Source organism: Phycicoccus sp. Soil748, assembly GCF_001428025.1.
Classification (GTDB): Bacteria; Actinomycetota; Actinomycetes; order Actinomycetales; family Dermatophilaceae; genus Pedococcus.
The window spans coordinates 811,329-831,825 of sequence record NZ_LMSC01000007.1; the positions used below are offsets into that span (position 1 = coordinate 811,329).

Genomic DNA, 20,497 nt, shown 5'->3' on the forward strand with positions numbered 1-20,497 from the left:
CTCCCTCGTAGGAGGTCCCCGATGGTCCGGGGGTCAGGCGCCACGGCCCGTGGGGGGAGCGCGTCGACGGCTGTCTCGCTCGGCGTGGCGACAGCGCTGTGCTACCTGCTCCTCACCCTGCTCGTCGCGAGGGGGCGCACCCGCGGGCTGGACTCCAGCGTGTACGAGCTCTTGCGTCCGAGTGGCGTCTGGGGACCGGCGCAGCGGTTCAACGCGAGCCTGGTCGCAGGGCTCGACCCCCGTGTGGCCTTCCCGGTCCTTGTCTCCGCCGCCGTCCGGAGCAGCATCCGGAGGCGTTCGTGGCGTCCGCTGGTGGTGGTCTGCGCCGCGCTCGCCGCGACGGTCGTCGTCACCCTGGTCACCAAGGCCCTCGTGCATCGAGTCGACACCGCGGGCGCCTACGGCACCGGCGGCAGCTTCCCCTCCGGCCACGCGGCGTCGGTCACCGTCTGCGTCGTCGGGCTCGCGATGCTGGTCCGGGCGCGGACCCGCTCCTGGCAGTGCGCCGCCCTCGTGCTGCTCACCCCGGTGGCCAGTGCGCCGATCCTCGCCGTCGGCATGCACTGGCTGACCGACGTCATCGGCGGGATCCTGCTCGGGCTGGCCGTCAGCCTGTGGCTGTACGTCCTGCTGCTGAGGGACTCAGCAGGCTCAGAAGCTCTTGGCCCGACAGGCGGCCCGAACGGGTCCGCCCCGCCACCGGCCCGTGACGCGGGAGGAACGTGATGGGGGAGCGACGCATCGCCGTGGTCGGTGGGGGGATCGTCGGCCTGGCGGTCGCGATGCAGCTGAGCCAGCGGGACGAAGGGGTCCGTGTCGTGGTGATGGAGAAGGAGCCCCGGCTCGCGGCACACCAGACCGGCCACAACAGCGGGGTAGTCCATGCCGGCATCTACTACCGACCGGGCAGCCTGAAGGCGCGGCTGTGCACCCGCGGCCGTGGTCTGCTGCGCGACTTCTGCGACGAGCACCGGCTCCCCTTCGTCGAGTGCGGCAAGCTCGTGGTGGCCGTGGACTCCTCGGAGCTGTCGCGGTTCGAGGCGCTCGAGCGGTCTGCGCACGACAACGGTGTCCCGGGGCTGCGCGTTCTCGGACCTGCCGGGATCGCTGAGGTGGAGCCGTCCGCACGGGGCCTCGCCGCCCTGCACTCGCCGCGCACCGCGATCACCGACTACGGCGCCGTGGCCCGCGCCATGGCCGTGCAGGTCGTCCGCTCCGGTGGCGCCGTGCACCTCGCCACCGAGGTCACCGAGATCACGAGGGCCGTTGGGGGGCTTCATGTCTCGACCGCGGCCGGCGTCGAGGTGTTCGACCAGGTGGTGGTGTGCGCCGGTCTGCAGGCGGACCGGGTGTCACGCAGGGTCGACCACAGCGACGACCCGAGGATCATCCCGTTCCGGGGCGACTACCTGACCGTGCGGGCCGAGAAGGCCGACCTCGTCAACGGCCTGATCTACCCCGTTCCCGACCCGAGGTACCCGTTCCTGGGAGTGCACTTCACCCGCCGGGTCGGGGGGCAGCTCGACGTGGGCCCCAATGCCGTCCTCTCCCTGCACCGGGAGGGCTACGGCCGGACGGCCTTTCGCCTCGCAGATGTGGGGGAGACCGTCGCGTGGCCAGGTTTCTGGCACCTGGCCAGACGCCACTGGGTGACCGGTGCCAAGGAGCTCCACGCGTCCGCGTCACGAAGGTCCTTCATGCGCGTCGCCCAGCGGTACGTCCCGGACATCAGCCACACGGACGTCGTCCGGGGCCCATCAGGCGTCAGGGCGCAGTCGGTATCCCGCGACGGGAGCCTCGTCGACGACTTCACGATCACCGAGCAGGACGGGGTGACGTGTGTGCGGAACGCGCCGTCCCCCGCTGCCACCTCCTGCCTGGCCATCGCCGAGCACGTCGTCGACCTGATGCAGGCGCCCCGCTGACAGGTCGCACAGGCCGGGTTCTGGCGGCTGTCCGCGGCACCGCGCGCAGCTGCCGCTCTCAGGGCAGGGACAGCGAGTAGTCGTCCAGCGTGAACGTGGTCGGCTCACCGGTGTAGGCGACCTCGAAGCCGTACTCGACCTCGCCCAGGACCTGGGACGACCTCAGCCAGCCCTTGGCGACGGCCCACCTCAGCATGTGCGCCAGGTCGACGGTTCCCTGGTTGGTCACCTTGTCCCTGATGAACCACAGACCGGTGCCGGTGCTGTTCCGGTAGGCGTGGTACGCCACCCCGTCGATCGTGACCCGTACACCGCCGCTGACGCCCCACCAGTACTGCCAGTTCATGGTCCAGTTGTTCCAGATCATGACCTCGGTCCCGAAGTTGTCGAGCCACAGGTCGTAGGTGGCGTTCCACTGCTTCCCCCGCGTGGGTACGTGGCCTCCTCCACCCGGCGTCGTCACCGCGAACCGGGACGGCAACGAGGTGAGCGAGGACAGCGGGTAGCTGACATGCCGCTGCGTGTCGGGATACGTCTTCACCGCGTCGTCGGCTCCGGCGCCCGGTTGGTCGGACGTGACGGACCAGCGGTTCCAGGCGCAGGCCGACACGGTCTGCGCTCCAGCGTCCCCGCTCCAGGAGTTGTTGTTCACGAGGTAGCCGTGGGTGCTCCACGAGGCCAGCTTCGCGGACGACGTCCACGCGGGGACACAGGACGGCCTCGTGCGGGTCGTCGACCGCACGTCGGACGCGGGCTGCACCTCCGCAGCGAACCACGGCGTACGAGCTGCCGAGGCCGACGCCTCAGCGGGTGGTGCCGACGCGTCCGCCGCGATCGTCGCGGCGACCGCGGCACTCATCACGATCGCGGCTGACAGTGAACGTGGTCGCACCAAGGGCCTCCAGGCGTGGGAGATGCCGACCGTGAACCCGAGCGCCGTACCGTGCGGTCAGCCGTTCGTCCCAAACACCATCTCGAACCTCCGACGCCACCGCAAGGACCAACAACAAGAAGCTGCGCAAAGCCCGCCTGACCCACGAAAAGGCGCCCTGCCCACGAAGATCCGTGGGCAGAGCGCCTTCTCATGGGCAGAGCGCGGTGGCTCAGCTCGCAGGCTCGCTCAGATGTCGCTCAGATGTCGAAGTACATCTCGAACTCGTGCGGGTGCGGGCGGAAGCGGATCGGGTCGACCTCGTTCTTGCGCTTCCACTCGATCCACGTCTGGATGAGGTCCTCGGTGAAGACGTCACCCTCGAGCAGGAACTCGTGGTCGGCCTCGAGGGCGTCGAGCACCTCGGGCAGCGACCCGGGCACCTGGTCGATCGCGTCGTGCTCCTCCGGGGGCAGCTCGTAGAGGTCCTTGTCCACCGGCTCCGGGGGCTCGATGCGGTTCTTGATGCCGTCGAGGCCGGCCATGAGCATCGCGGAGAACGCGAGGTAGGGGTTGGCCGACGGGTCCGGCACGCGGAACTCGACGCGCTTGGCCTTCGGGTTGTCACCGGTGATCGGGATGCGGATGCAGGCCGAGCGGTTGCGGGCCGAGTAGACCAGGTTGACCGGGGCCTCGTAGCCGGGCACCAGGCGGTGGTAGGAGTTCACCGTCGGGTTCGTGAACGCGAGCAGCGCCGGTGCGTGCTTGAGCAGGCCACCGATGTACCAGCGGGCGATGTCCGACAGGCCGCCGTAGCCGCGCTCGTCGTAGAAGAGCGGCTCGCCGTCCTTCCAGAGCGACTGGTGGGAGTGCATGCCCGAGCCGTTGTCACCGAAGATCGGCTTCGGCATGAAGGTGACGGTCTTGCCGCCCTCCCAGGCCACGTTCTTGATGATGTACTTGAACTTCAGCACGTCGTCAGCGGCCTGCTTCAGCGTGTTGAAGCGGTAGTTGATCTCCTGCTGGCCGGCGGTGCCGACCTCGTGGTGGGCGCGCTCGACCGACAGGCCGGCCTCCTCGAGGGCGAGGGTCATCTCGTCGCGCATGTCGGCGAAGTGGTCCACCGGCGGGACGGGGAAGTAGCCGCCCTTGTAGCGCGTCTTGTAGCCCTTGTTGCCACCCTCCTCCTCGCGGCCGGTGTTCCACGCGGCCTCGACGGAGTCGATGTAGTAGTAGCTGGCGTTCTGCTTGGTCTCGAAGCGCACGTCGTCGAAGACGTAGAACTCGGCCTCGGCGCCGAAGTACGCGGTGTCCGCGATGCCGGTCGACTTGAGGTAGGCCTCGGCCTTGGCGGCGATGTTGCGCGGGTCGCGGGAGTACTCCTCGCCCGTGAACGGGTCGACGATGGAGAAGTTGAGGATGAGCGTCTTCTCCTTGCGGAACGGGTCGAGGTAGGCGCTCGTGGGGTCCGGGACCAGCTTCATGTCGGACTCGTGGATGGCCTGGAAGCCGCGGATCGAGGACCCGTCGAACATCTGGCCCTCCTTGAAGAAGTCCGCATCCAGGCTCTTGGCAGGCACGTTGAAGTGCTGCATCACGCCCGGCAGGTCGCAGAAGCGCACGTCGACGAACTTGACGTCCTCGTCCTTGATGAACTTCAGGACCTCGTCAGCATTGCTGAACAAACCAACCTCCTGTGGTGGGGCGGGCGAAACCGCCCAAGGACTCAACTCATGTCGTCCACGAGCCTAACGGGTGGGGATTTCTCGGCCATGACCCGAATGTTTCACCGGTGTTACACCGTGAGAGGCTGGCGACGTGGTCGACCGCAGGGACATCGGGTCCTGGCTCGAGGGGCCGGGTTCGCGCTCAGGCGCCTCCTCGGCATACCCCGGCGAGCGGCTTGGTATGCCGCGCGAGGGCGCGGGCTCGATGGGCCGGTTCGGGCGTCGCCTGGTCGGCGTCGTCCTGGACTGGACCGCCTGCCAGCTGATCGCGTTCGCGTTCTTCGGCGTGCCGCTGCCCTTTGCGGGCGTCGCCACCGGTCGCGACACCGCGGTGCTGCTGGCGGTCTTCGCCCTCGAGAACCTGCTCCTCGTCGGAACGCTCGGCTCGACCCTCGGTCACCGCGTCGTGGGGTTGCGGGTCCAGTCCACCGACGGGCGGCTGCCGCGACCGTTCCAGACGCTGGTGCGCACCGTGCTGCTCTTCCTGTTCCTGCCGGCGATGTTCTGGGACAAGGACGGCCGCGGCCTGCACGACAAGGCCGCCGGCACCGTCATCGTCCGGACCTGACCACGACCTCCCGGATCCGCGTCGACGCCTCGGTGAGGATGTCGACGATCTCGCGGGTCTGCTCGCTGGTCAGCCCGTGGCGTTTCCACGCGCTGCGCGCCTCCTGGCGCAGCTGCTGCACCGCCTGCTCGAGCTCGCCCATGGCCCCGCCCTCCCGGGGGTGTGACCACCCGTCGTGGCCGCCCGCGGGCGTCGCCGTACGGCGTGCCTCCTGGGCTGCCGCGCGGAGCTCGGCTCGCAGGTCGCTGGTCTGTCCGCGCACCCGCGAGCGCACCTGCTCCGCCAGCTCGCGCACCGACAGGTCGAGGTCGGACTGCAGGCTGGACAGGTCGTCGGCCCGTGCCCGCACCTCGGCCCGCCCGGCGTCGGTGATGCTGTAGACGGCCTTGCGGCCCTCGTCGGTGCGCTCGACCAGCCCTTCCTCCTCCAGCTTGGCCAGCCGTGGGTACACCGTGCCGGCGCTGGGGGAGTAGAGGCCGTTGAACCGCTGCTCGAGGTCCTGGATGACCTCGTAGCCGTGCCGCGGACCGTCGGCCAGCAGCGAGAGCAGGTAGAGCCGCAGCTGCCCGTGGGCGAACACGGGGCTCATGCGGGGCTCCCCTCGGCAGCGAGCACCACGACGTTGCCGGAGACGGCGCTCGCCTTGAGGCGCAGGCTCCCGGCACCGGCGGCGAGGCGACCGTTGGCAGGGCGGGAGAGCTTGTCAAAGGTCCGGCCGTCGATGACGACCTGCCCCGACGCGAGGCTGGCCTTGACGTCGTACCCGTCGTGCGGGGCCCGCACCGTGACGTCACCCGAGACCGAGCTGGAGGCGATCGTCGTGGTGGCGTTGACGAGGTCGAGCGTCACGTCGCCGCTGACGGTCTTGATGCTCACCTCCGGCACGTCGCTGTGCTGGGCGGTGACCGACCCGGAGACCGTGTTGACCTTGAGCGGCCCGTGCAGCGCGCCGCACTCGATGTCGCCGCTGACGGTGTTGACGTCGACCGGACCGGCGATGTCGTCCAGGGTCATCGACCCGGAGACGGTGTTGGCCTTCGCGCCGCGGCGCAGCCCGGCGAGCAGCCCCGTCGCGCTCACGGTGCTCACCGAGGCCTGGACGTCCTCCGGTACCGAGATGCTCAGCGCCACCCGGTTGTGCTCGAGCCCGTCGAAGGCCTGCCGCACCTTGTCGAGGATGCTCGACCCGTCGACGCCGTGCGTGATCCTCAGCTTGCTGCCGTCCCAGACGACCTTGAGCGGCATGCCCTGGATCTCGGCGACCTCGATGCGGGCGGTGGGGGAGTCGTCGTGGGTCACGACGTCGACCCGGCCGCCGACGACGGCGACGCTGAGGGCGCGCACCTGCTCGCCGTCGCCGCCGATGTCGAGGACCCGGGGNCGACTCACGTTATATCGCGTTGTTGGCCATGGCAAGACCCAGACCAGTCGGCAGGTCGGGGAGGTAGGTCGGGGAGGTAGGTCGGGGAGGTAGGTCGGGCAGACTGGGCCGGTGACGTCGCACCGCATCGCCCTGTGCACGTGGTCCGACCCGGCCTACGTCGACCCCGAGCCGCCGCTCGTCGCCGAGCAGCTCACCGCACGCGGTCACCGGGCCGACGTCGTGGTGTGGCACGACGACGTCGATTGGAGCGCCTACGACCTCGTCGTCATCCGCTCGACGTGGGACTACTTCGAGCGGCTCGAGGAGTTCCTGGCCTGGGTCGACCGCGTCGACGTCGAGAGCCGCATCGTCAACCCGCCCGCCGTCGTGCGCTGGAACGTCCACAAGGGCTACCTCGCCGAGCTCGGGGCGGCGGGGGTGCCCGTTCTGCCGATGCTCGTCGTGCCGCGCGGCGCCGCGGACATCGACGCCCGGATCGCCGCGACCGGCTGGGAGCAGGTGGTCGTCAAGCCGGCCGTCGACGGGGGAGCCCGCAAGGCGGCCCGGGGCGAGGCGACGTCACCCGCCCTTGTCGAGCACGCCCGGGTCGTGGTCGAGCTCGGCGACGTCGTCGTGCAGCCCTACGCGCCGGGCATCGAGGACGGCGAGGTGTCGCTGTTCGTCTTCGGCGGCGAGGTCTCGCACGCCGTCCGCAAGGTGCCGGCCGACGGGGACTACCGCGTCCAGGCGCACCACGGCGGTGCCGAGCACCCCCACACCGCGACTGAGGCCGAGCTGGCCACGGCCCGGGCCGCGCTGGCGGTCGCCCCGGACGGCGTCACCTACGCGCGGGTGGACCTGGTGGAGCACGAGGGCGTGCCGACGGTCATGGAGCTCGAGCTCATCGAGCCGGACCTCTTCCTGCGGATGGATGCCGGTGCGCTCGATCGCTACGTCGACCTCGTGGAGGCCCAGCTCCGGCCTGCCTGACCTCAGCGGCCGCGCATGGCCTTGCGGTCGACGCGGGCGCGCATGGGGTCGGTGCCGGCGGGGATCGGGGGACGCATGCCGCCGAGCGACTTCAGGCGCTTGTTGACCGCCGAGACCTCCTCCTTGGTCAGGACGGGCTTCATGCGGGTCAGCTTGCTGCTGAGCTTGCGCACGGGCACCTGGTCGTCGCCGTCACCCACGGAGATCGCGGTCACGGGCACACCGGGCGCCACGCGCTCGACCTTGCGGCGTTCCTGGACGATGAGCTTCTTGCGGCGCGCGTCCGGGCCCTCGGCGACCAGGACCACGCCCGGGCGACCGACGGCGCGGTACACGAACGCGGCCCCGACCATGTCCTCGGGGCGTGTGCCGCGGGCACCGTCAATGGCCACCGGCTCCTGGGAGAAGAACCATCCGCGGCGCAGCGCACCGAGGGCAGCGCCGGCCGCGCCGGGCTGGCCCTCGAGGCTGCGGTAGGCAGCGCGCTCGGCCTTGCGGCTCAGGACCAGGGTCGCGGCGAGCAGGCCGACGGGGATGCTGAGGACCAGCGCGTACTTCCAGTGCCCGAGGAGCAGGCCGATGACGGTGCCGACCACGACGACGGCGACGAAGGCGAACAGCATCCACCAGGGGATGGTCGGGTCGGCCTTGCTGGCCGCGCTGTAGACCTGTCGGACCTGGGCGAACCGTCCCTGCTTTGCGGGGGCGTCCGACTGCTGCTTCTCCTTGCGGGCCATGGGGGTCAGGATACGGGTGTCAGGCAGGGGTTCCCAACGCGGCCGGGCGGCGGGCGGCGACCAGCGACGCAGCCTCCTGGCGGGCGGGGTCGCCCGCGGCGTCGGCGAGGTGCTGCAGGTGCTCGGGGATCTCGCGGCCCCACTTCTTCATGGCCGTCGCCCAGAGGCGGCCGGCCCGGTAGGACGAGCGCACGAGCGGCCCCGCCATGACGCCCTTGAAGCCCATGTCCTCGGCCACCTGGCTCCAGTGCACGAACTCCTCGGGCTTGACCCAGCGGTCGATCGGGTGGTGCAGCTTGGAGGGGCGCAGGTACTGGGTGATGGTGAGGATGTCGCACCCGGCGTCGTGCAGGTCGCGGATGGCCTGCTCGACCTCGTGGTCCTCCTCGCCCATGCCGAGGATGAGGTTGGACTTGGTCACCAGCTGCGCCTCGCGGGCCATCGACAGCACCTTGAGCGACTTGTCGTAGGTGAAGGCGGGGCGGATCTGCTTGAAGATGCGCGGCACGGTCTCGAGGTTGTGCGCGAACACCTCCGGCTGGGCCTCGAAGAGCTGACCGACGAGCTCGGGCTTCGCGCCGAAGTCGGGCGGCAGGATCTCCACGCCGGTGTTGGGGTTCTTCTCGTGGATCTGGCGGATCGTCTCGGCGTAGAGCCACGCCGCGCCGTCGGGCTGGTCGTCGCGGGCGACGCCGGTGACGGTCGAGTAGCGCAGGCCCATCTGGGCGACCGACTCGGCCACCCGGCGGGGCTCGTCACGGTCGAGGGCCTCGGGACGGCCGGTCGCGATGTCGCAGAAGTCGCAGCGGCGGGTGCAGACGTCACCACCGATGAGGAAGGTCGCCTCGCGGTCCTCCCAGCACTCGAAGATGTTGGGACAGCCGGCCTCCTGGCAGACCGTGTGCAGCCCCTCGGTCTTCACCATCGAGTGCAGCTTGGTGTACTCCGGCCCCATCTTGGCGGTCGTGCGGATCCACTCGGGCTTGCGCTCGATCGGCGTCTCGGCGTTGCGTGCCTCGACGCGCAGCAGTCGACGACCCTCGGGTGCGACAGTCACGAAGACTCCCTTGCCTTGCGTTCGGTGCGCCGCCACCGGCCGGTATGCCGGGGGGCACGGGCGCGCCCGGAGGTCACCGGGCGTCCTCCAAGACTACGCCTGCCCCGTTCGAGGTATTCCGCCACCGTCTCGTGGTAGCCGAATACCTCGACCCGGACGGGAGATCCGGCTCAGGCCGCGGCGAGGACGTCCGCGAGGTGCTTCTCGGCATACGGGAGCACGTCCTGGACGGTGACCGCACGCCCGGCCTCGCGGCTGATCGAGCTCACCCCGGCGTCCTCGATGCCGCAGGCGATGATGTTGTCGGCCCACGAGAGGTCGGCGTCGCAGTTGAGGGCGAAGCCGTGCATCGTCACCTGCCGGCTCACGCGGACCCCGATGGCGCCGAGCTTGCGGTCGGGGCCGCGCTCGTCGGCGAGCACCCAGACGCCGCTGCGACCCTCGACCCGGACGGTCTCGACCCCGAAGTCACGGCAGGTGCGGATCATGACCTCCTCGAGCCGGCGGACGTGGGCGACCACGTCGATCGGCACACCGTGCAGCCGCACGATGGGGTAGCCGACGAGCTGTCCGGGACCGTGCCAGGTGATGAGCCCCCCTCGGTCCACGTCGATGACGGGGGTGCCGTCGACGGGGCGCTGGTGCGGCTCGGTGCGCTTGCCGGCGGTGTAGACGGCGTGGTGCTCCAGGAGCAGGACGGTGTCCTCGCCACCGGCCACCACACCGGCATGGACCTCGCGCTGCAGGGCCCAGGCGGCCTCGTAGTCGACGAGGTCCGGGGCGAAGCCGACGTGCTCGAAACGCATGGCTCGACCTTACGCCTGCGTCCCGGCGGCGCCGGGTCGGGCCCTCAGAGGCGCCGGGGCTCCAGCCGCTCCTCGACGGCGCGGTCGCCCTCACGGGTGACGACGTAGGCGCCCTTGCCGTCGACCTCCGACACCGCCTCGACCAGCTGGGTCCCGTGGTAGACGAGGCCGACCCCGTCGTCGGTGCAGTGGGTCGTCGACAGCGTGCCGTCCGCGACGAGCTGGTGGACCAGGGGGCGACGGCGCTCCTCGGAGTCGTAGTGCACGCCGTTGCCGTAGGGGAGCAGGGCCAGGCCGTTGGTGACGGCGCGCAGCTCCGGGCCGAAGGAGTCGGTGGTGCCGCCCTCGTACCAGCAGATCGACCCGGCAGAGACGCCGGACAGCACCACACCGGCCTCCCAGGCGCGGCGGAAGATCTCGTCGAGGCCGTGCACCCGCCAGACGGCCAGCAGGTTGGCCACCGAGCCGCCGTTGACCCAGACGACGTCCTGCTGCAGCAGGTGACCCTCGATGTCCTCGACGTTCGGCATGGAGAACAGGTTGAGGTTGGTCAGGTCGAACCCGGCGACGCCGGCCGCCTCGCCCATCCAGCTGTTGAAGTAGGCCTGGTCGCCGCCGGCCGTGCCGAGGTGGGTCACGCGTGGCGCCCGTCCGTCGACCCCGGAGAGCTCGACGGCGTGGTGCACCAGGGCGTTGAACTCCAGGCGGGTTCGGGAGCCGTAGCGGTAACCACCGGAGGTGGCGAGGATGGTCGGCTGGTCGGCAGGCATGACCCGACTCTAGGGGCCTGTGGACAACCGCCCGGGTGCCGGGTCGGGCGTCGGCAGACTGGCCGGATGGGAGCGACGGAAGGCAGCGAGGGGCAGCCGGGTGTGCCGCCGCATGTCCCGGGCTACCGGCTCGGCGACCTGCTGGGCGCCGGCGGCACCGGCACGGTCTGGGCGGCGACCCGGGAGGCCGACGGGGCACAATGTGCGGTCAAGGTCGTCGCGGTGGGGACCGATGCCGACACCTCCGCGGCGGCACGCGAGCTCGCGGTGCTCGGCCGGGTGGACGTGGAGGGGCTCGTGGGCTTCCACGAGGCGGTCGCCCTGGGCGACGAGGGAGCGGCCTCGATCGCGCTCGTGCTCGACCACGTCGGCGGCGGCTCGCTCGAACGGGTCGTGCGCGCCCGCGGTCGGCTCAGCGTGGGCGAGTCGGTCACGGTGCTCGCCCCGGTTGCCCGCACGTTGGCCGGACTGCACGCGCTGGGGGTCACCCACGGCGACGTCAGCCCCGCCAACGTGCTGTTCGAGCGCTCGGGCCGGCCACTGTTGGGCGACCTCGGGGTGGCGCGGCTCGCGGGCGAAGGCTGGGCAGACGCCTACGGCACCGACGGGTTCGTGGCGCCCGAGGTCCTCGACGGGGCCCCGGTGGGCCCCGCCGCCGACGTGTATGCCGTGGGTGCCCTGGCCTGGTACTGCGTGACCGGGGCGCCACCGGGGCCTGCTGCGCTGCGGCCGCCGCTCGAGTCGCTCGTGCCGGACCTTCCCCCCGCATGGCTCGACGCGACGCGGCTGGCCCTGAGGGGCGATCCCGAGGTCCGGCCCACCGCCGCGGAGCTCGCCCTCACGTACTTCGACGCCGCCGCCTGCGAACCGCTGCGGCTCGTCGTGGGCACGGACGACACCTCGATGCTGACGCACCGGCTGCGCAACGCCCCAGCCCCCGCTCCGGCCCCGCCGTCCCGACAGGCTGAGCGTGTGGGTCTGCCGCGCGCGGCTCTGGCACGTCTACTTCACAGGGTTCGGGTCGCCCGGCCCGGGGCGCGGACGACGCGCGCGGTGGCCACCACCACGGCACTGCTCCTCCTGCTCGGCACCGGGGGCCTCATAGCGGCCGGGACGGTGGCGGCACCGCGGTGGCTGTCGCCCGACGGCCGGCGCGCGGAGCCCACGACGTCGCACGCCCGGGCGGGTGCGAGCGAAGCCCCCGGCCCGACCCCCGACCCGACGCGCGACCCGAGCCCTGCCCCTCCGTCCGACCCGCAGCTGGACCCGTCGGCGCCCCGGGACCGGGCGCAGCGGCTGATGCAGGCGCTGTCGGACCTGCGGGCGCGTGCCATGGAGTCGAGGGCGGCGGCCGACCTCGACCACCTGGACGCGCCCGGGTCACCGGCCCTCGCCGCCGACACCGCGACGCTGGCCGGCCTGCGGCAGGTGGGGCAGTCCTACGAAGGGGTGCACCTGGTCGTGCGCCGGGCCGACGCGACGACGGTCGCCCGGGGGTCCGCCACCGTCGAGGCGGTCGTGGACACCGCGGCGTACCGCGTCGTGACGGCCGGCTCGAGCAGCACCCGGGCGGCGGTGGCAGGCCAGCGGTTGAGGTTCGAGCTGGTCTGGACCGGAGATCGCTGGCTCGTGGCCCGGGTCGGCGCCGTTCCCGGGACAGGGTGACGTGGCGACCGGGGGAGGGAGCGGCTAGTCCTGGGCGTCCTGCGAGAGCGCCCAGCGCAGTGCCGAGTCGATGGTGGGGTCGGCGTGGACGAACCCCGAGGCGGGGAGGCGCTCGGCGACGACCCGCTTGCTCGTGAGGATCTCGTCGGAGAAACCGCCCAGCACCAGCTTGATCCCGAATGCAGGCGCCGGGAAGACCGCCGGCCGGTGGAGCTGCTTGCCGAGGGCCCGGGCGATGTCGAGCTGCCGGGCGGGCAGGGGAGCGACGAGGTTGACGGGCCCTTCGACCTCGGGGTGGTCGACCAGGTGCACCAGCGCAGCGACGGTGTCGCGCAACGAGATCCACGGCCACCACTGCTGCCCGCTGCCCAGCGGGCCGAGGATCCCCAACCGGGCCAGCGGCAGCATCCGGGCCAGCGCTCCGCCCTTCGGGGACAGCACGATGCCGGTGCGCGGATGGGCCACGGCGAGCCCCGCCTCGCGGGCCGGGTCGGCGGCGGCCTCCCACGCACGGACGACCTCGCTGAGGAACCCGTTGCCGAAGGAGGACTGCTCGGTGAGCACCTCGTCGCCGCGGTCGCCGTACACACCGACCGCGGAGCCGCTCACCAGCCGCACCGGCTCCCCGAGGTCGGCGAGAGCCTTGGCGATCGTCTGCGTGCCGTCGACCCGTGAGCCGAGGATCTGCTGCTGGTAGGACGGCGTCCACCGGTGGTCGCCGACCCCGGCGCCCGCCAGGTGCACGACCGCCGTGACCCCGGTGAGGTCAGCCGGGGCGAGCAGGTGCGCGGCCGGGTCCCAACGCACCTCGTCGGGAGCCTGGACCGGGCGTCGCACGAGGCGCACCACCTCGTCCCCCCGCCCACGCAGGTATGACGACAGCGCGCTGCCGATCAGTCCGGTGGAACCGGTGATGGCAACGCGCTGCGGCATGTCACTCCTGCGGTCGAGCGGGGTGGGCCGGACGCGCCGGCCCACCCCTCAGCGGGTCAGAGCCCGAGGTCGGACTCGAAGTGGCCGTCCTCGAGGCGCGTCTTCATCGTGGTGAGGAAGCGCGCCGCGTCGGCACCGTCGACGACCCGGTGGTCGTAGGACAGGGCCAGGTAGACCATCGAGCGGATGGCGATCGTCTCGCCGCCCTCGCCGTCGGAGACCACGACCGGGCGCTTGACGACCGCGCCGGTGCCGAGGATGGCGACGTTGGGCTGGTTGATGATCGGGGTGTCGAAGAGCGCGCCGCGGCTGCCGGTGTTGGTCAGCGTGAACGTGCCGCCGCCGAGCTCGTCGGGCCCGATCTTGTTGGTACGGGTGCGCTCGGCGAGGTCGGCGATCTTGCGGGCCAGCCCGGCGATGTTGAGGTCACCGGCGTCCTTGATCACCGGGACGAGCAGGCCCCGCTCGGTGTCGACCGCGACGCCGAGGTTCTCGGTGCCGTGGTAGGTCACCTCGGTGCCCTCGACGCTGGAGTTGACCGACGGGTGGGCCTTGAGCGCCTCGACGGCGGCGAGCGCGAAGAACGGCAGGAAGCTGAGCTTGGTGCCCTCGCGCTGCTCGAACTCCGACTTCGCCTTGGCCCGCAGGCGCGCGATCTTCGTGACGTCGACCTCGACCACGGTGGTCAGCTGCGCGGACACCTGCAGCGACTCGACCATGCGCTTGGCGATGGTCTGGCGCAGGCGCGACATCTTCTCTGTGGTCCCGCGCTTGGGGGAGACCGCCGCGGAGCCGGCCGAGGGGGCCGAAGACGCAGCCTGAGCCGCGGAGGCAGCCGGTGCAGCAGCGGAGGCCGGTGCCGGGGCCTTGGCGGCCTCCTCGGCGGCCTTCGCCGCGTCGAGGACGTCCTGCTTGCGGATGCGGCCGCCGACGCCGGTGCCCTTGAGCGAGCCCAGGTCGACCTTGTTCTCGGCCGCGAGCTTGCGCACCAGCGGGGTGACGTAGGACGAGGCGTCCTGGCTGTCTCCCGAGGGCTGCGCGGCCGGTGCCTGGGACTGCTGGGGTGCGGCCTGCTGAGCCGGAGCCGACTGGGCGGCGGGGGCCTGCTGCTGGGGCGCCTCCTGCTTCGGCTGCTCCTGCGGCGCCTCCTGCTTCGGGGCTTCCTCCTTCGGGGCCTCGGGCTCGGGAGCCTGCTCCTGCTTCGGCTCCTCCTGCGGGGCCGCGGCGGGGGCGCTGTCGCCGGAGCCACCGGCTGAGCCACCGATGACGGCCAGGTCGCCGCCGACCGGGACGGTGTCGTCCTCCTGGACGAGGATCTTGGTCAGGGTGCCGGCGAACGGCGAGGGGATCTCGGTGTCGACCTTGTCGGTGGAGACCTCGAGCAACGGCTCGTCGACCTCGACGGTGTCGCCCTCGGCCTTGAGCCAGCGGGTCACGGTGCCCTCGGTGACGGACTCGCCGAGCGCCGGCATCGTCACCGTCTCGCCGGAGCCGCCACCGGAACCGCCGTCGCCCGAACCACCCTGGGCGGCCGGAGCGGAGTCCTGCTGGCCTTGCCCCTGCTGGCCCTGCTCGGGCTCGGACGTCGACTCCTGGGGCGCCTGCTCGGTCGAGGGAGCCTCGGCCGGCGGCTCCTCGGAACCGGCGGACGCCTGCTCCTGCGAGGCCTCGGCACCAGCGTCCTGCTGCCCACCCTGCTGGTCGGACTGCTCGCCACCGCCGGAGCTGCCGTCGCCAACGACGGCGAGGTCGGCGCCGACCGGCACCGTGTCGTCCTCCTGCGCGAGGATCTCCTGCAGCACGCCCGCGACGGGCGAGGGGATCTCCGTGTCGACCTTGTCGGTGGACACCTCGAGCAGTGGCTCGTCGACCTCGACGGTGTCGCCGACGTTCTTCAGCCAGCGCGTCACGGTGCCTTCGGTGACCGACTCACCCAGGGCCGGCATGGTCACGCGTTCAGACATGTGCCTCTATCTCCTTGTTTCGTGTTCGCTGGCGGATCAGCAGTACGTCTAGTTGTGGGCGTGCAGGGGCTTGCCGGCGAGCGCGAGGTGGGCCTCGCCGAGCGCCTCGTTCTGCGTCGGGTGCGCGTGGACGAGCGCGGCGACGTCCTCCGGGAACGCCTCCCAGTTGTAGATCAGCTGGGCCTCCCCGATCTGCTCGCCCATGCGGGCGCCGACCATGTGGACACCGACGACCGGGCCGTCCTTCTCGCGGACGAGCTTGACGAAGCCGGCGGTCTGCAGGATCTGGGACTTGCCGTTGCCGCCGAGGTTGTACTCGTAGGTCTCGACCTCGCCGTACTTCTCCCGGGCCTGGGCCTCGGTGAGCCCGACGGAGGCGATCTCGGGGTCGCAGTAGGTGACCCGCGGGATACCGAGCTCGTCGATCGGCGTGGGGGACAGGCCGGCGATCTCCTCGGCGACGAAGATGCCCTGGGCGAACCCTCGGTGGGCGAGCTGCAGGCCCGGCACGATGTCGCCGACGGCGTAGACACCCTCGACACCGGTGCGCAGGCGCTCGTCGGTGGTGACGAAGCCGCGGTCGAGGCGCACGCCCGCCTCGGCGTACCCGAGCCCGTCGGTGACCGGGCCGCGGCCGACGGCGACGAGCAGCAGGTCGGCCTCGATCGAGGAGCCGTCCTCGAGCGAGACCGTCACGGTGTCACCGGACTGCGTCGCGCCCGCGAACTTCACCCCGGTCCTGAACGCGATCTTGCGCTTGCGGAACGAGCGCTCGAGCGTCTTGGAGACGGCCTCGTCCTCGGCGGCCACCAGCCGGGGCAGCGCCTCGACGATGGTGACCTCGGAGCCGAAGGAGCGGAACACCGACGCGAACTCGACGCCGATGACGCCACCGCCGAGGACCACGACACGCGGCGGGACGAAGTCGAGCGACAGCGCCTGCTCGCTGGTCATGACCCGGCCGCCGATCTCGAGGCCGGGCAGCGACTTGGCGTATGAGCCGGTGGCGAGGACGACGTTGCGACCGGTGACCCGGCGACCGCCGACCTCGACGGTGGAACGGTCGACCAGGCGTCCCTCGCCCTCGACCAGCTCGATCTTGTGGGCCTTGGCCAGGCCCTGCAGGCCCTTGTAGAGGCGTCCGACGACGCCGTCCTTGTAGGCGTTGACGCCGGACATGTCGATCGACTCGAACGTCGACTTCACGCCGAACTGCGCACCCTCGCGGGCGGTGTCCGCGACCTCGGCGGCGTGCAGCAGCGCCTTGGTGGGGATGCAGCCGACGTGCAGGCACGTGCCCCCGAGCTTGCCCTTCTCGACGAGGGCGACGGTGAGCCCGAGCTCGGCGGCGCGGAAGGCGCAGGCGTAGCCGCCACTACCCCCACCCAGGATGACGACGTCGAAGGTGGTCTCGGCGTCAGCCGGCATGCTCGCTCCCTTGCGTGGTGGGCACTGGACGGTCGTTGACGACCGGCAGCGAGGTCAGGTCGTGACCAGACGCGATCGACACAGAGCATCTTGTCACTGTTCGGCCTGCGGGGTGCAAGCAGGTCCAGCGTTCGCGGACCGCACGGCGCGTACGGCGCAGATGCCCGCCCGCGCGGGTCGCCGCCCCGTATCGTGTGGCCATGGCGTGGTGGAAGCGGGGACGCAAGGGCCGGGGTCGTGGGCCCTCCGACGGACCCAACATGGCAGTCGACCAACGCGCCGTACGGGCCCACCTGGCCGACTTCGCGGCGACCCGTCGTGGGGTCGAGGCCTACGTCGAGCCGCCGACCAACGTCACCGCGACCACCGTCATCCTCATCGCGCACGACGGTGAGTGGACCCGCCGCGCGGCGGGCACGCGGCAGTCCGCCTTCGACCTGGCCGCGAGCCTGGGGGTGCCCGTGTACGACGTGCTGCAGACCGGGTACCCGAACCGCATGCGTGAGTGGAACTCGCGCCAGCGCAAGAAGGACTGACACCGCAGGCCGCTCGGCGGCGCAGGGCATATGTGCTGGTGCCCGCCCGTGACGAGGTGCGAGGCTGGAGGTCCGGCGGGTCCGCACGCGGCCCGCTCCGCACGAGGAGCAGGAGTCACCATGTCCAAGTCCGACGGCGCACGGTCGCAGGGGAGTGCCGGTCCCAGCGACGAGATGAAGCGCAAGTTCCGCGAGGCCCTGGACAAGAAGCGCTCGCACGCCGGCAAGGACGTCTCCGACGACCACGAGCACGGCAAGGTGGACCACGCCCAGGGCGCTGCCACCTCGGCGACGCAGCAGATGTTCCGCCGCAAGAGCGGCGGCTGAGCCGCACCGCCACGCACGGAGGGGCCCGTCCGACTAGGACGGGCCCCTCTGTGCGTCAGCGCCGGTGTGCGCTTCGCGCCTGCGTACTGTGCGTCAGCCGGCGTAGCCCTCGACCAGCGAGAGCAGCGTGCCGACGCCGAACCCGGTGCCGCCCTTGGGGGTGTAGCCCCACGGGGAGCCCTCGTTGAAGGAGGGGCCGGCGATGTCGACGTGTGCCCACGGCGTGCCCTCGGTGACGAACTCGCCGAGGAACAGGCCGGCCGTCAGCATGCCGCCCCAGCGCTCACCCTTGTGGGAGAGGTCGGCGACCGACGACTCGAGCTGCGGACGCAGGTCCTCCGGCAGCGGCATCGGCCAGGCGGCCTCACCGGCGGTGTCGGCGGCAGCCCGGACGCGGTCGCGGAAGGTGTCGTCGTTGGCCATGATCCCGGCGACGCGGGCGCCGAGGGCGACCATCTGGGCGCCGGTGAGGGTGGCGATGTCGACGATGGCGTCGGGGGCGGACTCGGCGGCGAGGCAGATGCCGTCACCGAGGACCATGCGGCCCTCGGCATCGGTGTCGATGACCTCCACGGTGGTGCCGTTGCGCATGGTGACGACGTCGCCGGGGCGCTGGGCCGAGCCGCTGGGCATGTTCTCGGCGAGGCACAGGTAGCCGGTGACGGCGACCGGCAGGCCGAGCTCGGCGGCGGCGAACACGGTGGCGGCCACGGCGGCGGCGCCGGCCATGTCCGACTTCATGCTCAGCATGGAGGCCGGCGGCTTGATGCAGAGGCCGCCGGAGTCGAAGGTGATGCCCTTGCCGACCAGGGCGACCGAGTGGGTGGCCTTGGCCGGGGCCCACGTCAGCGTGACGATGCGGGGCGGGCGCACCGAGCCCTGGCCGACCCCCACGATGCCGCCGAAGCCGCCCTTCTCGAGCGCCTTCTCGTCGAGCACCTTGACGGTGACCTTGGCCTTGCCGGCGCTGCTGCGCTCCTTGACCGAGTCGGCGAACGACTGCGGGAACAGCAGGTTGGGCGGGGTGTTGACGAGGTCGCGCGCGTAGGCCTTCGCGTCGGCGAGCACCGCGGCGCGGGTCGCGGCGGCCTTGACGGCCTTGTCCTTCGCCTGCCCGGTGACAACGGTGACGGCGCTGACGCCCTCGTCGGCGGCCTTGCCCTTGGCCGTCTTGCCCTTCGTGTCCTTGCCCGGGCCGCGCACCCCCGCGTAGCGGTAGGCCCCGAGGGCGGCGCCCTCGGCGACGGCGGCGACTGCCGCGACATCCTCGGCGGGCAGGGCGACGACGACCTTGGCGGCGTTCTTCAGCGAGCGCACGGCGGCACCGGCTGCGCGGCGCAGCACCTCGTCACCGACGCCGGCCCCGGCCCCGTCCGCGGCCGAGCCGAGCCCGGTGAGGACGACGCGGCTCGCCGCGACACCGGGGACGGCCGCGACCGTGAGGACCTCCTCGGCCTTGCCCGTGGCGTGGAGGGCGGCGAGCTGGGCCGAGAGGTGGCGCTCTGCGTCACTGGGCAGGCCGTGGCCGGCGGCCAGGGCGGCGGAGCGCTCGCCGGCGACCGTGCCGAGGACGAGGGCGTCCGCCTTGAGGTCGTGGGCGGCGCGGTCGGAAACGCTGACGGTGGTCACGTTCGCATCCTTCGAGGTGTGTGAGGTGGTCCCTGCTGCGCGCAGGATATCCGTGCCGTCGGGACGCTGCCCGCGGGGCGGTAGCGTTCGACCCATGAGCGACGCAGCCCTGAAGACCTCGCCCCTGCACGACCGGCACGTGGCCCTCGGGGCCAAGATGGCGGACTTCGGCGGCTGGGAGATGCCGATCGAGTACCCCGGCGGCGGCGTCGTCCGCGAGCACACCGCGGTCCGCACCTCCGTGGGCCTCTTCGACGTCTCGCACCTCGGCAAGGCCCGCGTGTCCGGCCCCGGCGCCCGTGACTTCGTCAACTCCTGCCTGGCCAACGACCTCGGGCGCATCCACGAGGGCAAGGCGCAGTACACGCTCTGCTGCGACGAGGACGGCGGTGTCGTCGACGACCTCATCGCCTACCTGCGCAGCGACGAGGACGTGTTCCTCATCCCCAACGCCGCCAACACCGCCGAGGTCGTGCGCCTGCTGTCCGCAGCCGCGCCCGAGGGCATCGTCGTCGAGGACCTGCACGAGTCCTACGGCGTCATCGCGGTGCAGGGCACGAAGTCCGACGAGGTGCTCGACGCCCTCGGCCTGCCGTCCGGCCACGAGTACATGTCGTTCGTCGAGACGGACTGGAACGGCCTGCCCGTCATCGTCTGCCGCACCGGCTACACCGGCGAGCGCGGCTACGAGCTCGTGCCGGCGTGGGACGTCGCGGGAGAGCTGTGGGACGCCCTCGTCGAGGCGGCGAAGCCCTACGACGGGCTGCCCTGCGGCCTCGGCGCCCGCGACACCCTGCGCACCGAGATGGGCTACGCCCTGCACGGCAACGAGCTGTCCCGCTCCATCACTCCCGTGCAGGCGCGGGTCGGCTGGGCGGTCGGCTGGAAGAAGGACACCTTCTGGGGCAAGGACGCCCTCGTCGCCGAGAAGGCAGCCGGCCCGGCCCGGGTGGCCTGGGGCCTGCTGGCCACCGGTCGCGGCATCCCGCGCGCCCACTGCGAGGTCAAGGTGGACGGCCAGGTCGTGGGCGAGGTGACGTCAGGGACCTTCAGCCCCACACTGCGCAACGGCATCGCGCTCGCCCTGCTCGCGCCGTCGGTCGCCGAGGGCGACGAGGTCGTCATCGACGTGCGCGGCCGCGAGGTCCCGGCGACCGTGGTCAAGCCCCCGTTCGTCACCGTCGACGTGCGCGAGGGCTGA

General features: G+C 71.8%; 20 protein-coding genes. 8 read left to right on the plus strand and 12 right to left on the minus strand.

Annotation, left to right across the window (positions count from 1 at the left end; genetic code table 11):
* Positions 1-21 precede the first annotated feature (21 nt).
* Both ASG70_RS11490 and lhgO read left to right on the plus strand, forming a co-directional pair.
* Complete coding sequence (locus ASG70_RS11490) at positions 22-726, plus strand: phosphatase PAP2 family protein (RefSeq protein WP_056883898.1); 705 nt, start codon at positions 22-24, stop codon at positions 724-726.
* On the plus strand, positions 726-1,925 hold the full coding sequence (lhgO, locus tag ASG70_RS11495; RefSeq protein ID WP_056883899.1) for an L-2-hydroxyglutarate oxidase: 1,200 nt from the start codon (positions 726-728) through the stop codon (positions 1,923-1,925). The genes ASG70_RS11490 and lhgO overlap by 1 nt, the downstream gene beginning before the upstream one ends.
* Positions 1,926-1,983: 58 nt before the next feature.
* On the opposite strand, the gene ASG70_RS11500 is transcribed toward lhgO, so the two are convergent.
* Together ASG70_RS11500 and glnA are read right to left on the minus strand one after the other, a co-directional pair.
* Positions 1,984-2,784 carry a hypothetical protein gene (locus tag ASG70_RS11500; protein ID WP_056883900.1) on the minus strand — a complete coding sequence of 267 codons (801 nt, stop codon included), beginning with the start codon at positions 2,782-2,784 and terminating at the stop codon, positions 1,984-1,986.
* 272 nt (positions 2,785-3,056) lie between these two features.
* Positions 3,057-4,481 carry a type I glutamate--ammonia ligase gene (glnA, locus tag ASG70_RS11505; protein ID WP_056883901.1) on the minus strand — a complete coding sequence of 475 codons (1,425 nt, stop codon included), beginning with the start codon at positions 4,479-4,481 and terminating at the stop codon, positions 3,057-3,059.
* Positions 4,482-4,614: 133 nt separating this feature from the next.
* Between glnA and ASG70_RS11510 the strand changes: the two genes are divergently transcribed.
* Complete coding sequence (locus tag ASG70_RS11510; RefSeq protein ID WP_056883902.1) at positions 4,615-5,091, plus strand: RDD family protein; 477 nt, start codon at positions 4,615-4,617, stop codon at positions 5,089-5,091.
* On the opposite strand, the gene ASG70_RS11515 is transcribed toward ASG70_RS11510, so the two are convergent.
* Entirely contained in the window at positions 5,075-5,680 is a 606-nt protein-coding gene (locus tag ASG70_RS11515) for a PadR family transcriptional regulator (RefSeq protein ID WP_056883903.1), read from the minus strand. The genes ASG70_RS11510 and ASG70_RS11515 overlap by 17 nt on opposite strands.
* Positions 5,677-6,471, minus strand: a 795-nt coding sequence (locus ASG70_RS11520; protein ID WP_235531453.1) for a DUF4097 family beta strand repeat-containing protein, incomplete at its 5' end; no start/stop codon positions are given. The genes ASG70_RS11520 and ASG70_RS11515, both read right to left, overlap by 4 nt.
* A gap of 112 nt (positions 6,472-6,583) precedes the next feature.
* Here ASG70_RS11520 and ASG70_RS11525 point away from each other — a divergent pair.
* Positions 6,584-7,444 carry a RimK family alpha-L-glutamate ligase gene (locus ASG70_RS11525; RefSeq protein ID WP_056883905.1) on the plus strand — a complete coding sequence of 287 codons (861 nt, stop codon included), beginning with the start codon at positions 6,584-6,586 and terminating at the stop codon, positions 7,442-7,444.
* 2 nt (positions 7,445-7,446) lie between these two features.
* Here ASG70_RS11525 and ASG70_RS11530 read toward each other — a convergent pair whose 3' ends face one another.
* The 4 genes from ASG70_RS11530 to ASG70_RS11545 all read right to left on the minus strand — a co-directional run bounded on the left by ASG70_RS11530 (position 7,447) and on the right by ASG70_RS11545 (position 10,814).
* Positions 7,447-8,181, minus strand: a complete 735-nt coding sequence (locus ASG70_RS11530; protein WP_056883906.1) for a DUF4191 domain-containing protein — start codon at positions 8,179-8,181, stop codon at positions 7,447-7,449.
* A 19-nt stretch (positions 8,182-8,200) separates the two neighbouring features.
* Positions 8,201-9,238, minus strand: coding sequence for a lipoyl synthase (gene lipA / locus ASG70_RS11535; protein WP_056883907.1), 1,038 nt, complete (start codon positions 9,236-9,238; stop codon positions 8,201-8,203).
* 170 nt (positions 9,239-9,408) lie between these two features.
* Positions 9,409-10,044: a lipoyl(octanoyl) transferase LipB gene (gene lipB, locus ASG70_RS11540; protein WP_056883908.1), complete on the minus strand. Its 636-nt coding sequence runs from the start codon at positions 10,042-10,044 to the stop codon at positions 9,409-9,411.
* Positions 10,045-10,088: 44 nt separating this feature from the next.
* The gene (locus ASG70_RS11545) at positions 10,089-10,814 is read right to left on the minus strand and encodes a peptidase E (RefSeq protein ID WP_056883909.1); all 726 of its coding nucleotides are present in this window, start codon (positions 10,812-10,814) and stop codon (positions 10,089-10,091) included.
* A 66-nt stretch (positions 10,815-10,880) separates the two neighbouring features.
* On the opposite strand from ASG70_RS11545, the gene ASG70_RS11550 reads away from it, so the two are divergent.
* A complete protein-coding gene (locus ASG70_RS11550) occupies positions 10,881-12,479 on the plus strand; it encodes a serine/threonine-protein kinase (protein ID WP_082590557.1) in 1,599 nt (532 codons plus the stop codon).
* A 24-nt stretch (positions 12,480-12,503) separates the two neighbouring features.
* On the opposite strand, the gene ASG70_RS11555 is transcribed toward ASG70_RS11550, so the two are convergent.
* Genes ASG70_RS11555 through lpdA form a run of 3 tightly spaced genes read right to left on the minus strand, consistent with a single transcriptional unit; the run spans position 12,504 to position 16,804 of the window.
* Positions 12,504-13,412, minus strand: a complete 909-nt coding sequence (locus ASG70_RS11555; protein WP_056883911.1) for a TIGR01777 family oxidoreductase — start codon at positions 13,410-13,412, stop codon at positions 12,504-12,506.
* Between the two features lie 56 nt (positions 13,413-13,468).
* Positions 13,469-15,376, minus strand: a complete 1,908-nt coding sequence (sucB, locus tag ASG70_RS11560; protein WP_056883912.1) for a 2-oxoglutarate dehydrogenase, E2 component, dihydrolipoamide succinyltransferase — start codon at positions 15,374-15,376, stop codon at positions 13,469-13,471.
* A 48-nt stretch (positions 15,377-15,424) separates the two neighbouring features.
* Entirely contained in the window at positions 15,425-16,804 is a 1,380-nt protein-coding gene (gene lpdA, locus ASG70_RS11565; RefSeq protein ID WP_056883913.1) for a dihydrolipoyl dehydrogenase, read from the minus strand.
* A 260-nt stretch (positions 16,805-17,064) separates the two neighbouring features.
* Between lpdA and ASG70_RS11570 the strand changes: the two genes are divergently transcribed.
* Positions 17,065-17,340 (plus strand): hypothetical protein, encoded by a 276-nt coding sequence (locus tag ASG70_RS11570; protein ID WP_235531454.1) that lies wholly within the window; start codon positions 17,065-17,067, stop codon positions 17,338-17,340.
* Positions 17,341-17,460: 120 nt separating this feature from the next.
* Positions 17,461-17,667, plus strand: a complete 207-nt coding sequence (locus ASG70_RS11575; RefSeq protein ID WP_056883915.1) for a DUF5302 domain-containing protein — start codon at positions 17,461-17,463, stop codon at positions 17,665-17,667.
* A gap of 93 nt (positions 17,668-17,760) precedes the next feature.
* On the opposite strand, the gene ASG70_RS11580 is transcribed toward ASG70_RS11575, so the two are convergent.
* Positions 17,761-19,296, minus strand: a complete 1,536-nt coding sequence (locus tag ASG70_RS11580; RefSeq protein WP_056883916.1) for a leucyl aminopeptidase — start codon at positions 19,294-19,296, stop codon at positions 17,761-17,763.
* Positions 19,297-19,390: 94 nt separating this feature from the next.
* Between ASG70_RS11580 and gcvT the strand changes: the two genes are divergently transcribed.
* Positions 19,391-20,497: a glycine cleavage system aminomethyltransferase GcvT gene (gene gcvT, locus ASG70_RS11585; protein ID WP_056883917.1), complete on the plus strand. Its 1,107-nt coding sequence runs from the start codon at positions 19,391-19,393 to the stop codon at positions 20,495-20,497.